General features: G+C 55.6%; 15 protein-coding genes. All 15 read right to left on the bottom strand.

Features of this window, described 5'->3' with window-relative positions; genetic code table 11:
- Positions 1–17 precede the first annotated feature (17 nt).
- Positions 18–293 (bottom strand): phage holin, encoded by a 276-nt coding sequence (locus DXA70_RS06250; RefSeq protein WP_128117920.1) that lies wholly within the window; start codon positions 291–293, stop codon positions 18–20.
- 12 nt (positions 294–305) lie between these two features.
- The gene (locus DXA70_RS06255; RefSeq protein ID WP_128117921.1) at positions 306–623 is read right to left on the bottom strand and encodes a hypothetical protein; all 318 of its coding nucleotides are present in this window, start codon (positions 621–623) and stop codon (positions 306–308) included.
- A gap of 4 nt (positions 624–627) precedes the next feature.
- On the bottom strand, positions 628–1,041 hold the full coding sequence (locus DXA70_RS06260; protein ID WP_128117922.1) for a D-Ala-D-Ala carboxypeptidase family metallohydrolase: 414 nt from the start codon (positions 1,039–1,041) through the stop codon (positions 628–630).
- Positions 1,042–1,047: 6 nt separating this feature from the next.
- Positions 1,048–1,506, bottom strand: coding sequence for a hypothetical protein (locus DXA70_RS06265; RefSeq protein ID WP_128117923.1), 459 nt, complete (start codon positions 1,504–1,506; stop codon positions 1,048–1,050).
- Between the two features lie 75 nt (positions 1,507–1,581).
- Positions 1,582–1,836, bottom strand: coding sequence for a hypothetical protein (locus DXA70_RS15365; protein WP_347553505.1), 255 nt, complete (start codon positions 1,834–1,836; stop codon positions 1,582–1,584).
- Between the two features lie 245 nt (positions 1,837–2,081).
- Positions 2,082–2,744 (bottom strand): hypothetical protein, encoded by a 663-nt coding sequence (locus DXA70_RS06275; protein ID WP_128117924.1) that lies wholly within the window; start codon positions 2,742–2,744, stop codon positions 2,082–2,084.
- Between the two features lie 81 nt (positions 2,745–2,825).
- The gene (locus DXA70_RS06280; protein WP_128117925.1) at positions 2,826–3,335 is read right to left on the bottom strand and encodes a hypothetical protein; all 510 of its coding nucleotides are present in this window, start codon (positions 3,333–3,335) and stop codon (positions 2,826–2,828) included.
- Between the two features lie 84 nt (positions 3,336–3,419).
- Positions 3,420–6,143 (bottom strand): hypothetical protein, encoded by a 2,724-nt coding sequence (locus DXA70_RS06285; RefSeq protein WP_128117926.1) that lies wholly within the window; start codon positions 6,141–6,143, stop codon positions 3,420–3,422.
- 91 nt (positions 6,144–6,234) lie between these two features.
- Entirely contained in the window at positions 6,235–7,350 is a 1,116-nt protein-coding gene (locus tag DXA70_RS06290; RefSeq protein ID WP_128117927.1) for a hypothetical protein, read from the bottom strand.
- A gap of 10 nt (positions 7,351–7,360) precedes the next feature.
- Positions 7,361–8,647 carry a phage tail protein gene (locus tag DXA70_RS06295; RefSeq protein ID WP_128117928.1) on the bottom strand — a complete coding sequence of 429 codons (1,287 nt, stop codon included), beginning with the start codon at positions 8,645–8,647 and terminating at the stop codon, positions 7,361–7,363.
- Between the two features lie 133 nt (positions 8,648–8,780).
- Positions 8,781–9,596, bottom strand: a complete 816-nt coding sequence (locus DXA70_RS06300; protein WP_128117929.1) for a hypothetical protein — start codon at positions 9,594–9,596, stop codon at positions 8,781–8,783.
- Between the two features lie 31 nt (positions 9,597–9,627).
- Positions 9,628–9,786, bottom strand: a complete 159-nt coding sequence (locus DXA70_RS13600) for a hypothetical protein (protein ID WP_158565139.1) — start codon at positions 9,784–9,786, stop codon at positions 9,628–9,630.
- Entirely contained in the window at positions 9,783–10,145 is a 363-nt protein-coding gene (locus DXA70_RS06305; protein WP_128117930.1) for a hypothetical protein, read from the bottom strand. Before DXA70_RS06305 ends, DXA70_RS13600 begins: the two co-directional genes overlap by 4 nt.
- Positions 10,146–10,250: 105 nt before the next feature.
- Complete coding sequence (locus DXA70_RS06310; RefSeq protein ID WP_128117931.1) at positions 10,251–11,168, bottom strand: hypothetical protein; 918 nt, start codon at positions 11,166–11,168, stop codon at positions 10,251–10,253.
- Positions 11,144–15,523, bottom strand: coding sequence for a hypothetical protein (locus DXA70_RS06315; protein WP_128117932.1), 4,380 nt, complete (start codon positions 15,521–15,523; stop codon positions 11,144–11,146). The genes DXA70_RS06310 and DXA70_RS06315 overlap by 25 nt, the downstream gene beginning before the upstream one ends.
- Between the last annotated feature and the right edge of the window lie 64 nt (positions 15,524–15,587).

Below are 15,587 nucleotides of genomic sequence, written 5' to 3' on the forward strand. Positions count from 1 at the left end.
GAGACTTCATTAAAATATCAATGCACGCTCTTTGCGTTCTTCTCCCGCAGCGTCTTGTACAGCTCGTCCGCCGCCAGCGCTTCCTGGGTAAAGGAGTTGTTCTCCCACCAGTTCACCAGCGCTGCCACTACAGTGATGAGCCCCGTCACCAGCTGTTCCAGCTGAGCGTTATCAATGGGCAGCGGGCTCTTGCCAAAAGCACTCAGCAGCTGGTTGGCCAGTGCCAGAATCAGACACAGCGTGCGCACATGGTGCCCGTCGAAATATTCTTCGTCATGGTCATTTTCCTCCATTTTGAAAAATTCTTAACTGTCCCGGATGGGCAGTTCCTTGATCTTGTTGTACAGTGCCGTCCCGGTGCCGTTGCCGCCCAGCTCGTGGTAGCTTTCATAGATGTAGCCCACGTTCGTCAGCCCCTCCATGTCCACCCATTCCTGCTTGAGGTAAAAATGGGAGCTCTGGTACAGTCGGTCATGCAGCAGCGCCTTGATGGCCTTTTTCATGTTCTTCTGTTCTTTTACAGTGTCCCAGACGGTCTTCCCCAGCCACCCCAGCACAGCGGCCAGCCCGCTGAATGCCAGTTCGCCCAGGTGCTCCAAGATAAATGTCTGCGTGTCTTTCACCCCCTCACATTTTCCAGCGCGCTTTTGCCTTCCGTACGTCCACATGCACCCAGCCCTTGGCCCGGCCGCTCTTCTTCGGGTACAGGCCGATGCCGCCGGTGTTCGGCAGCAGAGTCTCGACGTACTGGGCCACAAACTCAGGCGGGGTGTCCTTCACCTGGATGTCTGCCGCGGTGCCGTACAGGTGCTGGCTCTTCGGGCTGCCGCCTACTTTCTTGTTGTGGGTCACCGTGCGGTAGGCGCTGGTAATGGTCACCGGACGGTTGAAATGGTCCCGGATGTTCTGCAGCAGCTGCACCAGTTCATCGCACACGAAGATCGTGTTGGAGCCATCCTTGCAGGCAAACTCTCTTACCCTAAAGTTGGCGCTCAGTTTCTTCTCGCCGTCCTTGGCGAGAGAATAGCTTTCGATTCTCATGGTTTTTCACCTCCATGTCGTTTCCCATTTTCTATTCGTCAACGTTACTTTTATGTAGTCGCTCTTACCATCTGCTGCAGTAGCAGTAACAGTTATCCATACGGAGGTGTTAAATGCTCCACTAACAGTGGCTCGTATATAAACATACCCATTACTGTCGGCAATCATGGTTGTTGATGACGTAAATCTTATTTGGCCGCTGTTCTTAGTGAACGTAACTGACCGATTCGTGGCATTTGTTGGTGTAAGCTTAAAATAGATCCAAAGATCATTGTAATTGGAACTGTTCAAATGATCAAAAGCAATCCCCGTCACCGCCACATAGCTCTGGTACACCAGCCTGGCCTTGCCGCCAACGCCGACGTACGCTTTCTTGACTTTTCTCGCCTTTCCGCCCACGCCGACATACAGGGCTTTCACTTTGCGGGCCTTGCTGCCCACGCCCACGAGTAAATTCTTTCCCATTTTGATTTCTCCCAAAAAGAAAAAGAGCCTACGATTTCTCGTAGACTCTCATTCAAATTTTTTCTTTGTTTCAGGTCAAATCCATCGGTAATGCGGCTTCTCCTCGTGGAACAGCCTCCACCGCAGCGCGTCGTCCACAAAGATGCAGATCACACTCAGCGCCGCCCACAGCAGGCTGAACGGCAGGCAGATCTGTCCCAGCAGGTTGCAGGGCAGGCCCGAGTAGTCCCAAATGCCGAGGCCCAGATATAAATTCAGGATGACCCCCGCTACTAGCTCCACGGCTGTCACCAGGGCGCTACCGCAGACCGCCTGCTTCCAGATGGGCATTTCCCAGGCAGGTAGTTGTTTAAGCCCCCGATGAGCACAAAGCACACCCCGCCCACGATGCCCATGGTCAGTGGGTGCGGCCCCGCCAGAGCAGCTCCACCCCCATGTAGAGCATCCCGCCCAGCGCCGCTAAGATGGATAGTTTCACAAATTCCCGTTTCATCGCTCCATTGCTCCATTTTGAATTTTTTGCGCAAGCCTTCCCTCTTTGCCAAGGGCTCGCCCTTTGGGAGAGCTGGCGAGCGTCAGCGAGACTGAGAGGTCTCCAGCTTCTTCGCAATGGCCTCCACCTGCTCTTTTGCCTTCTGCAAGATGTCCGCCACCTCGGCTTTCAGGTCCTCCGGCAGCTCCACGCCATAGGAGATGCCCTTCAGCACCTCAAGGCTCGTCTCCCGGCCGATCCACCGCCGCAAAGCGTTGTTATAGGTGGTCTGCTGGGTGATGGCGCTCTGTTTTGCCGTGTACAGCGTCACGATGTCAGCTGCGGAGTACAGCTTGCACTGCTTTCCGTCTGCGTGGTAGGGGTAGGCCGTGGCCCCCAGCATCACAGCGTTGAACACGCCGTCGATGTTGGATTGGTCAGGCACTTCCAGTGAGAAATGCTCCTGCGTCCCGTCCCCGAACAGCACGTCGATGCCCGCCGTGATGGCAGCTTCGCAAGCGTCGGAGGCTTCCTCCAGCTTTTTCGCCCGCAGTGTTTCCATCTGCTCTTCCTCGGTGGGCGGGGTGGGCACTTCGCCGTACTCGTACACCGTGTAGGTGCTGTTTTCGATGCTGATGCCCCAGTATTTCTCGCCCGGGGCCGCATTCTGGTTGTGCTCCTCCACCGTTTTGCTGATGGCGTCGTAGGTGGCAAAGTTCTCCCCCTCTTCCACCGGGGCAGTGTAACCTGGCTGAATCAGTTCCATGTTCTATCCTCCTGACGAGGGCGACAGGACCCTCCATTTTGAATTTTCTCGAAACCTAAGCGAGACTGAGCAGTTTATTCCTTATTCATATACCAGCAGCACCTTGCCGCTCTCCAATGCACTCCCCGCTCCCGGGTCGCTGCTCTGGCTGGCGATCACGTACCCCTGCACATTGTTGGCTTTCCCGGCATTGGTTGCGTAGTCTGCCGTGCCGTTCACGTTTCCGTGAAAATTGCCGTCGCTGGACGAGAAATAGCTCTTGAACACCCCGTTCAGCGCAATGCGCAAAAAGCAGTTCGCGTCATCCAGCAGGTTCAGTACCAGGTTTCCCTGGTCAGACGCCGTGGTCTGGTAGTAAATTTCCGCCCCGTCCGTGGAGCCGGAAAAGCTGATCTTTTTCGATTTCGCCACGTCCCCGATGGCCGGGAACGCAATGTCCCCGCTCACGGTGCCACCAGTCTTGTCAAGCTTTTTGTCAAGTGCATCGCCAACCGCTTTTGCGTCGGCGGACATGTTTTCCTGGCGCAGCGTGGGGTCGGTCACCAGCATCAGGCTGCCGTCACTGCCCACGCTCATAGGCCCAAATGCCATTTTTAATCTCCTTTCCTCTTAAGCTTTCCCTTTCAAGGGGAGCTGGCGCAAAGCGCCTGAGAGGTCTTTAACGGTATAGTGCTCTTACTCATACACAAACAAAAATTTGTTCGTCGTCAGGCTGCTGTTCGCGCCCGGGTCGCTGGTCTGCGCCCCAAAGGTAAAGCCGTTCACGCTGGCCGCCGTGCCGCCTGCACTCGAAGAACCCGCATAGTTGTGGGTATGGCTGCTGTTGGCTTTGCCGCTGAGCTTCGTGTCCATCTCGCTTTCCGTATAGTAGCGGTCATCGTGGTTGTGAGAACTGGGTGCAAACGTAGTCGGCTTGCCTGTCACAGAATCCCAGCTGTGACTGTGAGATGCCGCTGCAAAATCGTCCACGTTCTTTGCAGCCGCCGTGCCAAGCGTCGGGAAATCGGTTATGTCGGCTTTTACATGCTTATGCCCTGCGGGGGTAAAGGTGCTGGGTTTGCTGGTGATCTCTCCCCAGCTATAGCTCGGCTTATTGGCTGCTTTTGCCCATGCTTTTACATCACTGGCAGGAAGACTCGTCGGAAAGTCAGTGATATCCGCCTTGACATGCTTGTGGGCGCTCGGTGCAAAGGTGGAGGGCTTTCCAGTAATATCACCCCATGCATGGCTATGCGTAGCCGGAGTAAACGTACTGGGCTTCCCTGTGATTTTTCCCCATGCTACAGAACCGCTGAACCCACCATTTGCGTCGAGACGGGAAACTGCATCGCCAGATTTGTTACGGATGGTCAATCCATTGGAGTTATCATCCGCAAATTGCAGAACGAGCTCCAGGTTATCATTGCCAGTCTCTTCCGCAAAGAGCTGGATGCCATCACTCTGTCCTGACCAAGACAGGCCTCCGCGCTTTACCGGAAATGTCACGCCGTCGTTTTTATTGCTCCAGTTTCCGCTGTCCGGCCATGCGATCATTGCAGTTCCGCCCATATTTCCGCCTGCGGTAGGCAGATACGGGTGGGAGTGGGTGTCTGCTTTCTTGATAAGCTTTGCATCCAGCTCGCTCTCGGTGTAATACCGGTCATCATGAGTGTGAGATACAGGGGTGAATGTGCTAGGCTTTCCAGTTATTTCATTCCATGCGTAACTCGGTTTGCTTGCAGCTTTCGCCCACGCCGCAACATCACTCGCAGGCATACTGGTCGGGAAATCCGTAATATCCGCTTTTACATGCTTGTGCGCGCTGGGTGTAAAGGTGCTGGGTTTCCCCGTAATGTCGCCCCATGCATGGGTGTGTCCGCTGGTTGGCAGGCCGGAGAGCTTCTCGTCGATCTCGCTTTCCGTGTAGTAGCGGTCATCATGGATATGGCTGGCGGCTGCATAGTTGCCTTTTGCCTGGTACAGTGTATCCGTCTTGCCTTTGATGTAAGCCCAGAATGCACTGGCAGGGCGGCGGATCCACCGCTGTTTTTCTTCTTCTGTTCCAGTCCCGGCCCACTGCGTAATGATATAGTCCCCATCTGCTGGCGATGCGGTTCCGGTGCCAAGGGCGTTGATGAGTGCACTCGCATCGTGGGTGTGCGCACTCGGCGCAAACGTACTTGGTTTTCCGGTAATTTCACTCCACGCATAGCTCGGCTTTGTGTCAGCCTTTGCCCAAGCCGAGACATCACTTGCCGGCATACTGGTAGGAAAGTCAGTAATATCCGCTTTCACATGCTTGTGGGCGCTCGGTGTAAAGGTGCTCGGCTTGTTGGTGATATCCGCCCACAGGTGCTTATGCCCCGTGGCGCTCTTCCCCGCCAGCTTAATGTCCAGCTCGCTCTCGGTGTAATACCGGTCATCATGGGTGTGTCCGCTGGGCGGGTAACTGGTGGGTTTCCCTGTGATGCTGGCCCAGTCGTGGGTGTCCTGCCCGGGGATGCCAAGGCCCGTGATGTCCGCTTTGGTCACCCCAACCGCTTTTGTCACATGGCCCAGGGCGTCCACGGTCACTTTGTACAGTCCCTCGGCATAGGCCGTGTGCCCTGGGTGGATGTAGAGGTTCGCTTTCTCCGCAATGCCGTTCAGCTTTGCCAGCAGGGCGTCGGTAAAGTCGTTGTGGGAGAGGCCTTTCCCCGCTTCTTTCTGCACATAGCCGGAGAGGTCCACCGTGGTATCGTCCAGCAGCTCCATTTTGAAATTTCCGGCATCGTCCGCGATCTTCGCATAGATGTCATAATGTTTCGTCACGGAGTTCATCACGAGGTACATGATGTCCTCTTTGGCGTCCGCCGCTGCAGGTACACTGCTCACTTTCTGGAAGCTGGTGTGCTTGCTCCCCGCCACGGCCGTCTTGACGGTGTTCTCCACTTCCGTTTTGGTCTGATAGGTCTTGTCGTTGGTCAGCTGGGAAACTTTCGTCGGTACGCTGACATTCACGTTCTTTTCCGCGTCTACCGTCAGGGCCGTTCCGTTGACCTTTACGCCCTCCAGTACGTTCGTCTGGTAGTTTTCATCGTTGGTCAGCTCGCTCACAGCCGTGGGCATGTGGACATTCACGGTCTTGCCCGTGATGCCTTGCGTCACGCCGTTCACCTGAATGCGCTCGATCACGTTCTCCTGGTAGGAGGCATCGTTTTCCAGCTGATTCACCCGTGTCGGCACCGGGATGTTCACGGTCTTGTTTTCACCGACGCTCAGCGGGTCGCCGTTCACGAGGATTCGCTCAATGAGGTTCGCCTGGGCGCCCACTGCTTCCAGTGTCTTCACCCGGTTGCTCACGTCGAGGATCGTTTCAATAAACTTCTCGCCAAATCCCTGCAGCTGGCTGAGCTTGGCCAAAATCATTTCTTGTGCCATTGATTCACCTGCCCTCTGTCGCAGGGCCCTCCATTTTGAAATTCGTAAAATCTCATTCGGTCAGGTGCCGTTAACAGACCTGCCAAGGCCATCACTCATGAAAGATGGTGTTCATCATCGCCGTAAACTCGGCATCCGTGGCCGCTCTCGTCGAGATGGTGCCCGCGCTGTTCACGTCCACGCCGTCACCGATCATCACCAGACCCAGCTCCGTCCGTGTGGCCGGCTTGTTCACCGGGTCTTCTTTCTTGATGAGAGCCAGGATCACGTCAATGTTCTCCTCAGGCGGGCGCACGGCATAAAACCGCACGTAGCCGTCAAAGGTCTCCACCACGCTGGCAAGGCCCGCAGGCGCTGCCGCCTCAAAGTGCTCGAGGTCAGTGGTGGCCAGAGGCGTCAGGGTCGAAAGGCATCCCGGCACCTCGATGTCGCAGTAATATTGGTTTGGGCCGATGGCCGTTCCCAGCCGCTTCCATTCTGTCGTGGGGAGCGTCAGATTAAAACTCAGCGTACCAACGCCAAACAATGTCAGTACCAGCTCGATATCATCCGTCGGGATGTTCCGGGCAAACAGCCGCAGTGCCCCTGTCCGGGTTTCCACTGCCGTTGCCACTCCTGCTACCGTTGCCACGGCATAGCTTTCCAGTGCCGTTGCGCAAAAGGGCGAGTAGCGGTCGGTCAGGTCCTGCACCGGAATGTCGCAGTAGTAGCCGTAGACGCCCTTTGCCGGGGTCAGGGTCTTCCAGCCCGCTTTCGGTGCCACGAGGTTGTAAGTCTTGTAGTAGCCGCCGCTGTATTCGCTCTTGGCCGTGGCAATGGCGTCTTTCGCATTCTCCGAGTATCGCTTGGCCGAGTTCTCGCTGTCCTTGGCGTGACTGGCACTGGTGGCACTCGCTGCCGCGCTGGCCGCACTGGCCTTTGCGCTATTGGCACTGTCCCCTGCACTGGAAGCACTTGCCTTTGCACTGGAGGCCGAGGCGTCCGCGCTGGCTTTGGAGTTCTGGGCGCTCTTCTCGCTGGCATCTGCACTGGCGGAAGCTTGGTCCTTCAACTCTTTCATCTGGTCGAAATAGCGTTTGACAATAGCCATCTGCTCGTTCATCCAGTTGTAAACCCACTCGCCCATCTGCGCGATCCACTCGCGCACTTCCCGCCCGTACAGCGCCTGCCGCACGCCCTTGGCGATGTCTTGAATATTAAATGCCATTTTGAAATCCTCACATATTCAGGTATCCCATCATGCCGCCCACCATCACGGCAGTGCCCGCCAGCTGGGTTTTCACCTTGTTCTGCTGGTCGGTCAGCTTCTTGGGCGGGTTTCCAAAGGTAAACTGGGTGCTGGCCGGGCTGGCAGGGTCGAGGTCGATCTTCGTGCACACGTACCAGCCGTCCACCTCGTGGGGCCCGGAGATGACTTTTGTCTTCTTCATATACCCCAGTCGGTCTGTTACTTCGCCAATATCCGCCCGGTCAAAGGCGGTCAGCGTGATGGAAACTTCGGCCCACTGCTCGTGAGTATCCAGCTCTTCCTGGGCCAGCTTGTCAAGAGATTCTTTTGTCGAGTTCCCGTCTACCAGAAGGTAACGGCAGATCGAGCCGTATTTGTTGCTGGATTCGTAGTTCAGCGCGCTGCCAAGCACCTTGCTGGTCTTGGTCTTCTTAAAGATCCACCAACCCTTGGTCGTGGTGTTGGTGCCCCAGGCGATCACATAGTTGCAGAAATCGCTGGGCAGCTTTTCCTCCACTTCCAGGTCGAGCAGATTCTTGCCGTATTCTACAGTCTGTTTGGTCGTCGTTGTGATGTCCAGCTCATAGCAGAGCGTGATGTCAAAGTACCCGTTGTCTTTTCGGACATACTTCACATACATATACCCGTCGTATTCGTCCAGAAAGTATTTCTGCCAGAACGACCATGCCGTGCCCACCTGCTGGCCCTCGTCAGAGAGGTCTTTTTTCACACCCCGCTGTACCGTCGGGGCTTCCGCGCCCATGCCTGCCAGCTCCCCGTTCGCGTTCGCGTCGTGGAAGATTTTAAACCACAGGCTTGGTGTCCCCTCGCCCTGTTCAAAGTCGTCCCAGTGGGAGCCGTCCGTCTCGCAGGTCAGCACATACTCCTGCGGTTCCAGCAGCATATCATTCTCGTCATAAACGCCCAGACATTCCGTAAAGCAGAGATAAAGTCCCCGGTCAAACGTCAGGTTCTTGTTCGTCAGGTAGCCCATAAAGAGGATGTCGTCATCCTGCTCAACCATGCAGCATACCTGCCGCTCCACAAAGTCGTCTTTTTTCAGGCCATATTTGACGTGCCAGAGCATGTAGGGCACGGTGCATTCATAGCTCCCAATCTGGTTTTTTGTCAGCTGCAAGCTCTGGTCTTTCGCCCAAGGCTTGTCCTCGGCTCCCTCAATAGAGTCTCCCTGAGAGTCGTAAATACAATAGTTCTGGCCCCAGTACATCCCGTGGAGGTCTGACTTGATCTCGCCTATCGTGACACGGTAACCCATATGTCCTCCTACGAAAGGCCACAGGGCCCTCCATTTTGAAATAAATAGAAACCCAAGCGGTCTGGTGCCGTTGCCCGGCCTGCCAAGGGCTCTCCTAGCAGGAGAGCTGGCGAGCGAAGCGAGACTGAGAGGTTTATTCCTTACAAATACCCCGGCTCATACGTCCCACGCACGTGGCTTCGTCTCCTGCTTCTTTGGTCAGCTGCAAATAATAAATATTCAGCATTCCACCATTGGTGGAAGCGGCGGGTTTGAGTAATATCTTCACCTGCCACTGGAACAGCCCCAATTTAAACAGCGATCCCTGGCTGATGACCTCCCCGTTCTCGTTGTTGTACCGCAGTACATAGCGTGCACCCGAGCCGGAGCCTTTCAGGGTCAGCAGTGCGGGCTTGTCCGTGGGCGGCAGGCGCACCACGGTGCTGGGGCTGTCTGCTGTCAATATGATATCCCCGAGCTTTTGCGGCGCGAGGTCTGTTTCAAAGTTAAAGTCATCCCACAGCCAGTCCTCTTCCAAAGGTTTCACCAGATACTTGAACGGATACAGCCGATAGTTCAGCGTAAACTTCGTGTTCTGGCCCGTCTGGGTCGGCTGGTCGCCCATCCACACTTTTCCCTTATAATAAAAGGTAGGCTCGTCGTCCAGGATAATCTTTGCGCTCGTCTGGCATTGGAGTGCCAGCTTCTGCTTGATGTCCCGGTACGCAGTCCATACCCGGTTGAAGCCCAGGTCGGAGTAAAACTCCCAGGCGCCCTCCCGCTCGTAAAATACGGGATATCCCGTGATGGAGTGGGAGAGGTCTGCCTGGCCGTTCATCCCCGGCACGTCCAGAGAGATGACTTTTTCACTGGGAGGCTGCACCACGCACTTTTTGGCCGGGATCAGATGAAAATCCCGCGCGGAGTGGTACGCTCCGATCTGGATGTCGTGTCCCGTCAAAAGTGACATGATGTGTTCCTCCTGTTTCATCTAACGAGGGTTAATTCGGATAATTAGCGGGTGGAACCAGATCATACGAGATGGTCACGGTCATCCGCCCGCTGTCGTCGGTGTCAAACTTGCTTACCCAGCATCTGCCGCGGTAAGTCCTTTCGTCCGGCATGGTCACCTGTACCCGCCGTCCCTGTAACATGCTCATGAGCTTGCGCATCTCGCCCGAAAACGTCCAGGCCCGCACATACCAGCCCGGGTAGTTTCCAGCGCTTTCTGGCTGTATTCCAGATGATAGATGCCCTGCCCATATTCGGTGGCAATGGCCTCTCCCCCTACACAGCCGCTTGCCGCGCACTGGTCCCAGGGGGAGCGGTTCTTGCCATCATGCGTAAAATAGAAGTCCCAGCTTCCCGTACTGTTCGAGTAGGTGTGGGCCTCGGCATAAAGGGCGTTTTCCAGCTGCCCGTGGTAGGAGGGAACGTCATCAAACTGGGTCGCCTCCTCAAAGGGCGCAATGGTTAAAGGCCCTGCCGGGATGAGTCCAAGCTCCGTCGTCCAGAGCACGCTCCCCGGATGATGTTTCCCCGCAGGTCCAAGCCCTGGAAACTCAGCTCGTGCCGGCTGATCTCGGCCTCGCCCAAATGAGTGAATCCGTTGACGATCATAGCGTCATCTCCTGTTCCTGCTGGCGATCTTCCCCAGTCCCTCGTCCACGTCGTTGATGATGCCGCCCACAAACTTCTTGCCGTTGATGCTCAGCTTCATCCGGCTCACGGCCTCCGCCACGCTGTCAATGCGTCCGCCCAGCGTCCCAATGGCCTCCACGATGTCCTTGTTGGACATTTCTTCGGTCTTTGGTTCGTCTTTCTGCCAGAGCGCCGCTTTCCGGGCTTCGTCGCGGCGGGAAACGATGTTGGCCAGCTGGGCACTGCGGTCCAGGTCAAAGCCGACCCGCCGTACCCCGTCCGAGAGGTTCTCGTCCAGCCATGCTGCGCCCGCCTGCACGTTGGAGAGGTCTACCAGCGGCTGGATGGTGGGCTGGTATTCCATGGCTTCGTCCGTGGCTGCCAGCAAACGCTTGGAGCAGTCCATGGCCACGCCCAGCGCCCCTTTCGAGACGTCCTCCAGCGTTCGGTTCACGCCCTGTGCGTTGTTGCTAATGCCATTTTGAAGCCCCAGCATCATATACCGGCCGATCTTGGCAAATACTGTCGAGGGCGAGTGGATGCCAAACAGCGATTTGAAGCCGTTGATGATCCCCTTGCCGATGCTCTTGATGCCGTTCCATAAGCCGCCTGCCACGGTCTTCACGCCCTTCCACAGGCCGCCCAGGATGTTCTTGCCCACCTTCACCGCGCCGCCCACGACGCTCTTGGCTCCGCTCCAAAGTGCAGAGAACTTGTCCTTCATCCAGCTGCCGAAGTTCGAGAACCACTGTTTCACCTTGCTCCAGTTGGCAATCACCAGTCCGCCGCCTGCTGCCAATGCTGCCACTGCAATGCCGATCGGGCCGGTGCTGCTCAGTGCAGCTGCAATGCCAGCAAGGGGTCCGCCGGTGGCAGTCAGCGCCGCAAACTTTGCTCCCACAAGCCTACGGCTTTTCCAAGTCCGACCTTGGCGGCCGTACCAGCTTTTCCGAGGAACCCGAGGATCTTGGCAAGGAATCCACCGTTTCCGGCAAGCTTCGCCGTCTGGGTCACGATGCCGTTCGTGCCCGTCACCGTCTCGGCAACGGCTGCGGTGCTCTGGGCGATCTGCGCCGTTTGCGCAGCCACCTGTGCGGTCTGTGCCACGGCAGAAGCCACGCCCTTGAAGCCAAACAGTTTTCCCAGCAGCTTCGTAATGAATCCGCCCGTGGAAAGCCCCGTCATCGCTTTCGCGAAAACGCCTGCCAGCCCCTGCAGCACGGCCTTGCCAAACTCCGTGTTCATGAAGCTCAGCACCGTGTTCAGGCCGGAGACGATGGCCGTAGCGTAGTCTCCACTCATGGCCGCCACAATGGTCTGCATAAAGCTGGATGCCGTCTCCGCTGCGCCCTCGCTCATAGCAAGGTTTAGGGTGGCGGTCAGCTTCTTCGCCGTCTCGGGGAAGTTCTGCTGCACCCGGCTCCATACTTTGTTGAAGCCGTTTTGAATGGGCTTCCAGTTCTTGGAGATGGTGTATCCCAGCTGCATCATGGCCTTCTTGCCGTTGTCGGTCATGTCAAAGGCATCGGCCAGGTTTTCCGCAAAGCCCACAAAGTTGTACTGTTCGCTCTGTAAAGCCGAGAGCGCATCCAGCGCATCGTCGCTGTTCTGTTCGCCCTTGGCCACGTAGTAGTCGTATGTCTTCTGGTACTCGGTCAGCTGCTTGAGGGACGAGCTCATGTTGGTCATGGCGGTTCCCACACTGATGAGGGAACTCATGGTCCCCTGCAGCGCGGCCTGCCGTGCCTGTTTCGAGCCTTCGCCGTATTTCTCCACGGCGCTGGTGTAGGCGTCTTCCCGGCCCGAGAGGTCGCCGTCTGCGTAGATCTTCGCCAGCATCTGCTGCCGGTTCTGCACGATCTTGGCTTCTCTCTGATATCGGGCGATCTGGTTGTCAAACTGCTCCAGCTGGGCCTTTTCCAGCTCGTTGATGAGGTCCTGCTGGTTCTTCTGCTCTTCCAGATACTTGCGGTAAGCTTCCTGCGTCTTCTGGCTCTGCTCGCCAAATTCCGCTTTCAGCTGGGTGTACTCCTCCTCCGCTGCCGTCACTACTTTTGCCTGCGAAGCGATCTTTTTGTTGATCTGCTCCATCTTCTTGTTCGCCGCTTCGGTCACCGAGGCAGTGTCTTCGTAGAGGGAGGCCCACAGGTTGTATTCGTCTTCGGCGGTCTTGGAGTCGTTTTCATACCGCTTCAGCACATCTTCCCAGATGTCGTCGTAGCGGCTGGCTTTCAGCTTTTCCAAGGACGCCTGCTCGTCCAACAAGGTGGCGTAAGCGTCTTTGGTCTTGTCGTTGTCCTTTCCGGCTTTGGCCAAAAGCTTATCGTACTGCTCCTGTGCAATGGCCACCCGGTCGGCCTGCAGCTCGATCTGCTGCGTCACCACTTCGGTCCGCTTTGCCAGCAGTTCTTCATTAGTCACGCTGTCTTCGCTCTGCAGCTCCCACAGGGTCGTCTCTTTCGAGAGGGCATCCTGCAAATACTTGTTAGCCTTCAGCTTTTTGGTGTACTCCTCAGCCATCAGCTCTGCAGCCGTCTTGCCCTTGGTTTTAGTTTTGGAGCCACCCTTGGTTTTTCCGCCGGCAGCGTTTGCGGCGTCTGTTATGGTATCCTGCGCTTGTTTCAGGAAATCGGCACCATCTGCCCAGCTGCTACCCTGTGCATTTACGCCGGGCAGAACACCATTACCAGTAATTCCGCCTGCTAGCTTCGACAATCCGTTTTTCACATTTTGTCCAGCTTGAGCGGCATCCCATTTTTCACCACCCAGCAGACCATAAATATGATTTACTTTCTCAGAAACAGTTGTCGCTGCTTCGTCTAATCCCTTTGAGGCACCCTCTTCCAGTTTTTTCGCCATGGCATAGGAAGCGTCCTCTAATTCTTGCTGCTTCTGGCTGTCTTCCAATGCACGTCGGAAACCGTCCGGGATATACCCCGCGTCCTCTTCTGCGGTCTTGCTAGGAGAGTGAATCTGCCAGTAGTCTGTAAAAACGCTGTGGACTCCATCGGCAAGGCCCAGCATCGCGGCCTCTACCCCGCCAAGACTCCCCCAGATGCCATTTGCATATCCCTGACCAATGTAATCGCCGCTTTCCGTTGCTTCTTTGCTCGGAGAAGCAATTCCCCAGAACGTATTCCAGGCATTCGCGGCAGCCTGCGCTACTTCGGCAATGCGGTCGGTTACAGATTTCTTCCCATTTTCGATGCCGTTCGCATATCCCTCAGCAACCTGTTCTCCCGCTACAGAAGCGTCCTCTGCACTGGTAGAGTCGCTCCACACAGAATTCCAGGAATCAACCAATTCACCTCCGGCTTTTCCAACATTAGAGGCCCAGCCAGGCAACCCGGCAAAGAATTCTCCAATCGGCCCGAAGAACCCAGCAATCAAACTCTTTAGAGCTTCCCATTTTGAACTAATCCACACAACTATGTCATTCCAGAACTTTTCTAGTCCGGGAGAAAGTTTGGTGAACAAATCGCCCAATAATGTGCATAGCGCCGAGGCGATAGCTTCGATCACTACAACTGCTGTATCCGCAATCGTCGGAGCCGTCTGCTGGATCACACCACATAAAGTTACGATTAGCGTCGAAATAGCATTTCCAATGGATGGTGCTGCAAGAACGATGGCGTCGCATATGGATTTGATGATGGTTGCAATGGAAGTAACAAGACTTTCCGCAATAGCTGCTAAGCCCTTGAAGATACCCGCCACAAACTCAACCAACAGCCAGGCCAGGCTTTTCAGCCCATTCAATGCCACTTGGAAATTCAGGCCATTCAGCATACTCAGACTGCTTGCCAAATTACCGATGAACTGCGAAGCTGAAGCCATGGCCATCAATGCACCAAGACCAGCGGCCAATGCTCCCATGGCAACACTCAGCGCAACAATCACTGGTGTAACAGGAGTCAAAATCATCGCAGCAGCACCAACCACAGCAAAAGATCCGGCGATTGCCAGCAGACCTTTACCAATCTCTGCAAGGCTCAGACTACCAAGTCCAGTCAAGGCAGGTACCAGTAGATTGATAGCTGCTGCCATTAACGTCAGAGATGCGGCAGCACCTAAAGTACCTTTCGTCAGATTCAGGGCAATAGTAAATTCGGTCAGCGCACCACCCATCGTGGCCAGTGCTTTCCCGATACTCTCCCAGTCAAGGGCCCCCATAGTGGCCATAGCACTGGCCAGCAGATTCATGCTCCCGGAAAGGATGCCCACGGCCACTGCACTGGAAATGATGTGCTTCGAGAAAGAAGCCCCAAATCCAAAAGCAGCAAATTCAGCAAGGGCTCCACCAACCGCAATCAGTCCTTTTCCGATCTCATCCCACTTCATCCCGCCAAATCCGGCAACGGCTTTCTGCAGAATCAAAAGGGAGCTTGCCAGCAGTACCATACCAGCCCCAGTTCGGATGCCAATGTCACCTAAAGTCGCAAACTTACTGAATGCAGTTATTTCTGCAAGTAGCGCCCCCACGCCTGCGAGTCCCTTGATCAACTCTTCCGTTTTCAGGTTGCCGAGTTTCCCGACAGCATTTGCCAGAATATTGATGGCCTCCGCAAAGGCAATCATTCCCAGTGCACCTTTTGTAAAACGCTCTGTTCCGTTGGAGAGCAGCGTAGCAGCTCCCACGAGTTCTGCCAACAGGGCACCAACGCCAATCAAACCCTTCGCAAGGCTTGCCATATCCAGCCCGCCAAGTTTCTTGACAGCACTGGACAGAATCAGTACAGCAGCCGAAACACTCACCATGGCAAGCGCAATACCATTCAGCTTTCCGGCTTTTACGGTTCCAAGCAGCTTCTGGATGGCGTAAAACGAACCAACGAGCTCACCAAATATCATGGTCAGCCCGCCGATGGCAGAAACCAGCCGCTCGGGTTTAATGAGGGATAGCGCCGTTAGAGAGCCAGCCATGATAGCCACAGCTTTCGCAATGGTCATCAGAGTCTCCGCTTTTTTGCCTTCACGCCATGCGTCCACGGCACTTCCGAGAGAACTCAGTGTCTCTTTCAGGCTGCCGATAATATCGCCCACATCTCCTGTTACGCCTTTCAGTGTTTTCAGGAACCCTTTTAATCCGGTCAATACCCCTGCCAGCAGCCCTGTGCTCAGGAACTGGGCCACCTTGTTCATATCTAGGCTGTTAAAAGCTGCCACGGCTCCTTCGCCAAATTCTTTAAATGTGACGTCAGCCGTCTTGCCAAACTCGTAAAGTCCAGGTGCAATGGTGTTGATAAAGGTCGTCAAGGCATTTCCAAGCGTCTCCAACGGATGAAATACAACGGAAACGTTGCCGGAGACTTTCTCCAAA

Source organism: Faecalibacterium sp. OF04-11AC, from assembly GCF_003460645.1.
Classification (GTDB): domain Bacteria; phylum Bacillota; class Clostridia; order Oscillospirales; family Ruminococcaceae; genus Faecalibacterium; species Faecalibacterium prausnitzii_I.

What these genes read in the sequence shown, in the direction of transcription:
- DXA70_RS06260 (WP_128117922.1), bottom strand. Translation starts at nt 1,041, where the DNA reads ATGAGAATCGAAAGCTATTCTCTCGCCAAGGACGGCGAGAAGAAACTG.
- DXA70_RS06275 (WP_128117924.1), bottom strand. Translation starts at nt 2,744, where the DNA reads ATGGAACTGATTCAGCCAGGTTACACTGCCCCGGTGGAAGAGGGGGAG.
- DXA70_RS06280 (WP_128117925.1), bottom strand. Translation starts at nt 3,335, where the DNA reads ATGGCATTTGGGCCTATGAGCGTGGGCAGTGACGGCAGCCTGATGCTG.
- DXA70_RS15365 (WP_347553505.1), bottom strand. Translation starts at nt 1,836, where the DNA reads ATGCCCATCTGGAAGCAGGCGGTCTGCGGTAGCGCCCTGGTGACAGCC.
- DXA70_RS06290 (WP_128117927.1), bottom strand. Translation starts at nt 7,350, where the DNA reads ATGGCATTTAATATTCAAGACATCGCCAAGGGCGTGCGGCAGGCGCTG.
- DXA70_RS06285 (WP_128117926.1), bottom strand. Translation starts at nt 6,143, where the DNA reads ATGGCACAAGAAATGATTTTGGCCAAGCTCAGCCAGCTGCAGGGATTT.
- DXA70_RS06300 (WP_128117929.1), bottom strand. Translation starts at nt 9,596, where the DNA reads ATGTCACTTTTGACGGGACACGACATCCAGATCGGAGCGTACCACTCC.
- DXA70_RS06295 (WP_128117928.1), bottom strand. Translation starts at nt 8,647, where the DNA reads ATGGGTTACCGTGTCACGATAGGCGAGATCAAGTCAGACCTCCACGGG.
- DXA70_RS06265 (WP_128117923.1), bottom strand. Translation starts at nt 1,506, where the DNA reads ATGGGAAAGAATTTACTCGTGGGCGTGGGCAGCAAGGCCCGCAAAGTG.
- DXA70_RS13600 (WP_158565139.1), bottom strand. Translation starts at nt 9,786, where the DNA reads ATGAGCATGTTACAGGGACGGCGGGTACAGGTGACCATGCCGGACGAA.
- DXA70_RS06250 (WP_128117920.1), bottom strand. Translation starts at nt 293, where the DNA reads ATGGAGGAAAATGACCATGACGAAGAATATTTCGACGGGCACCATGTG.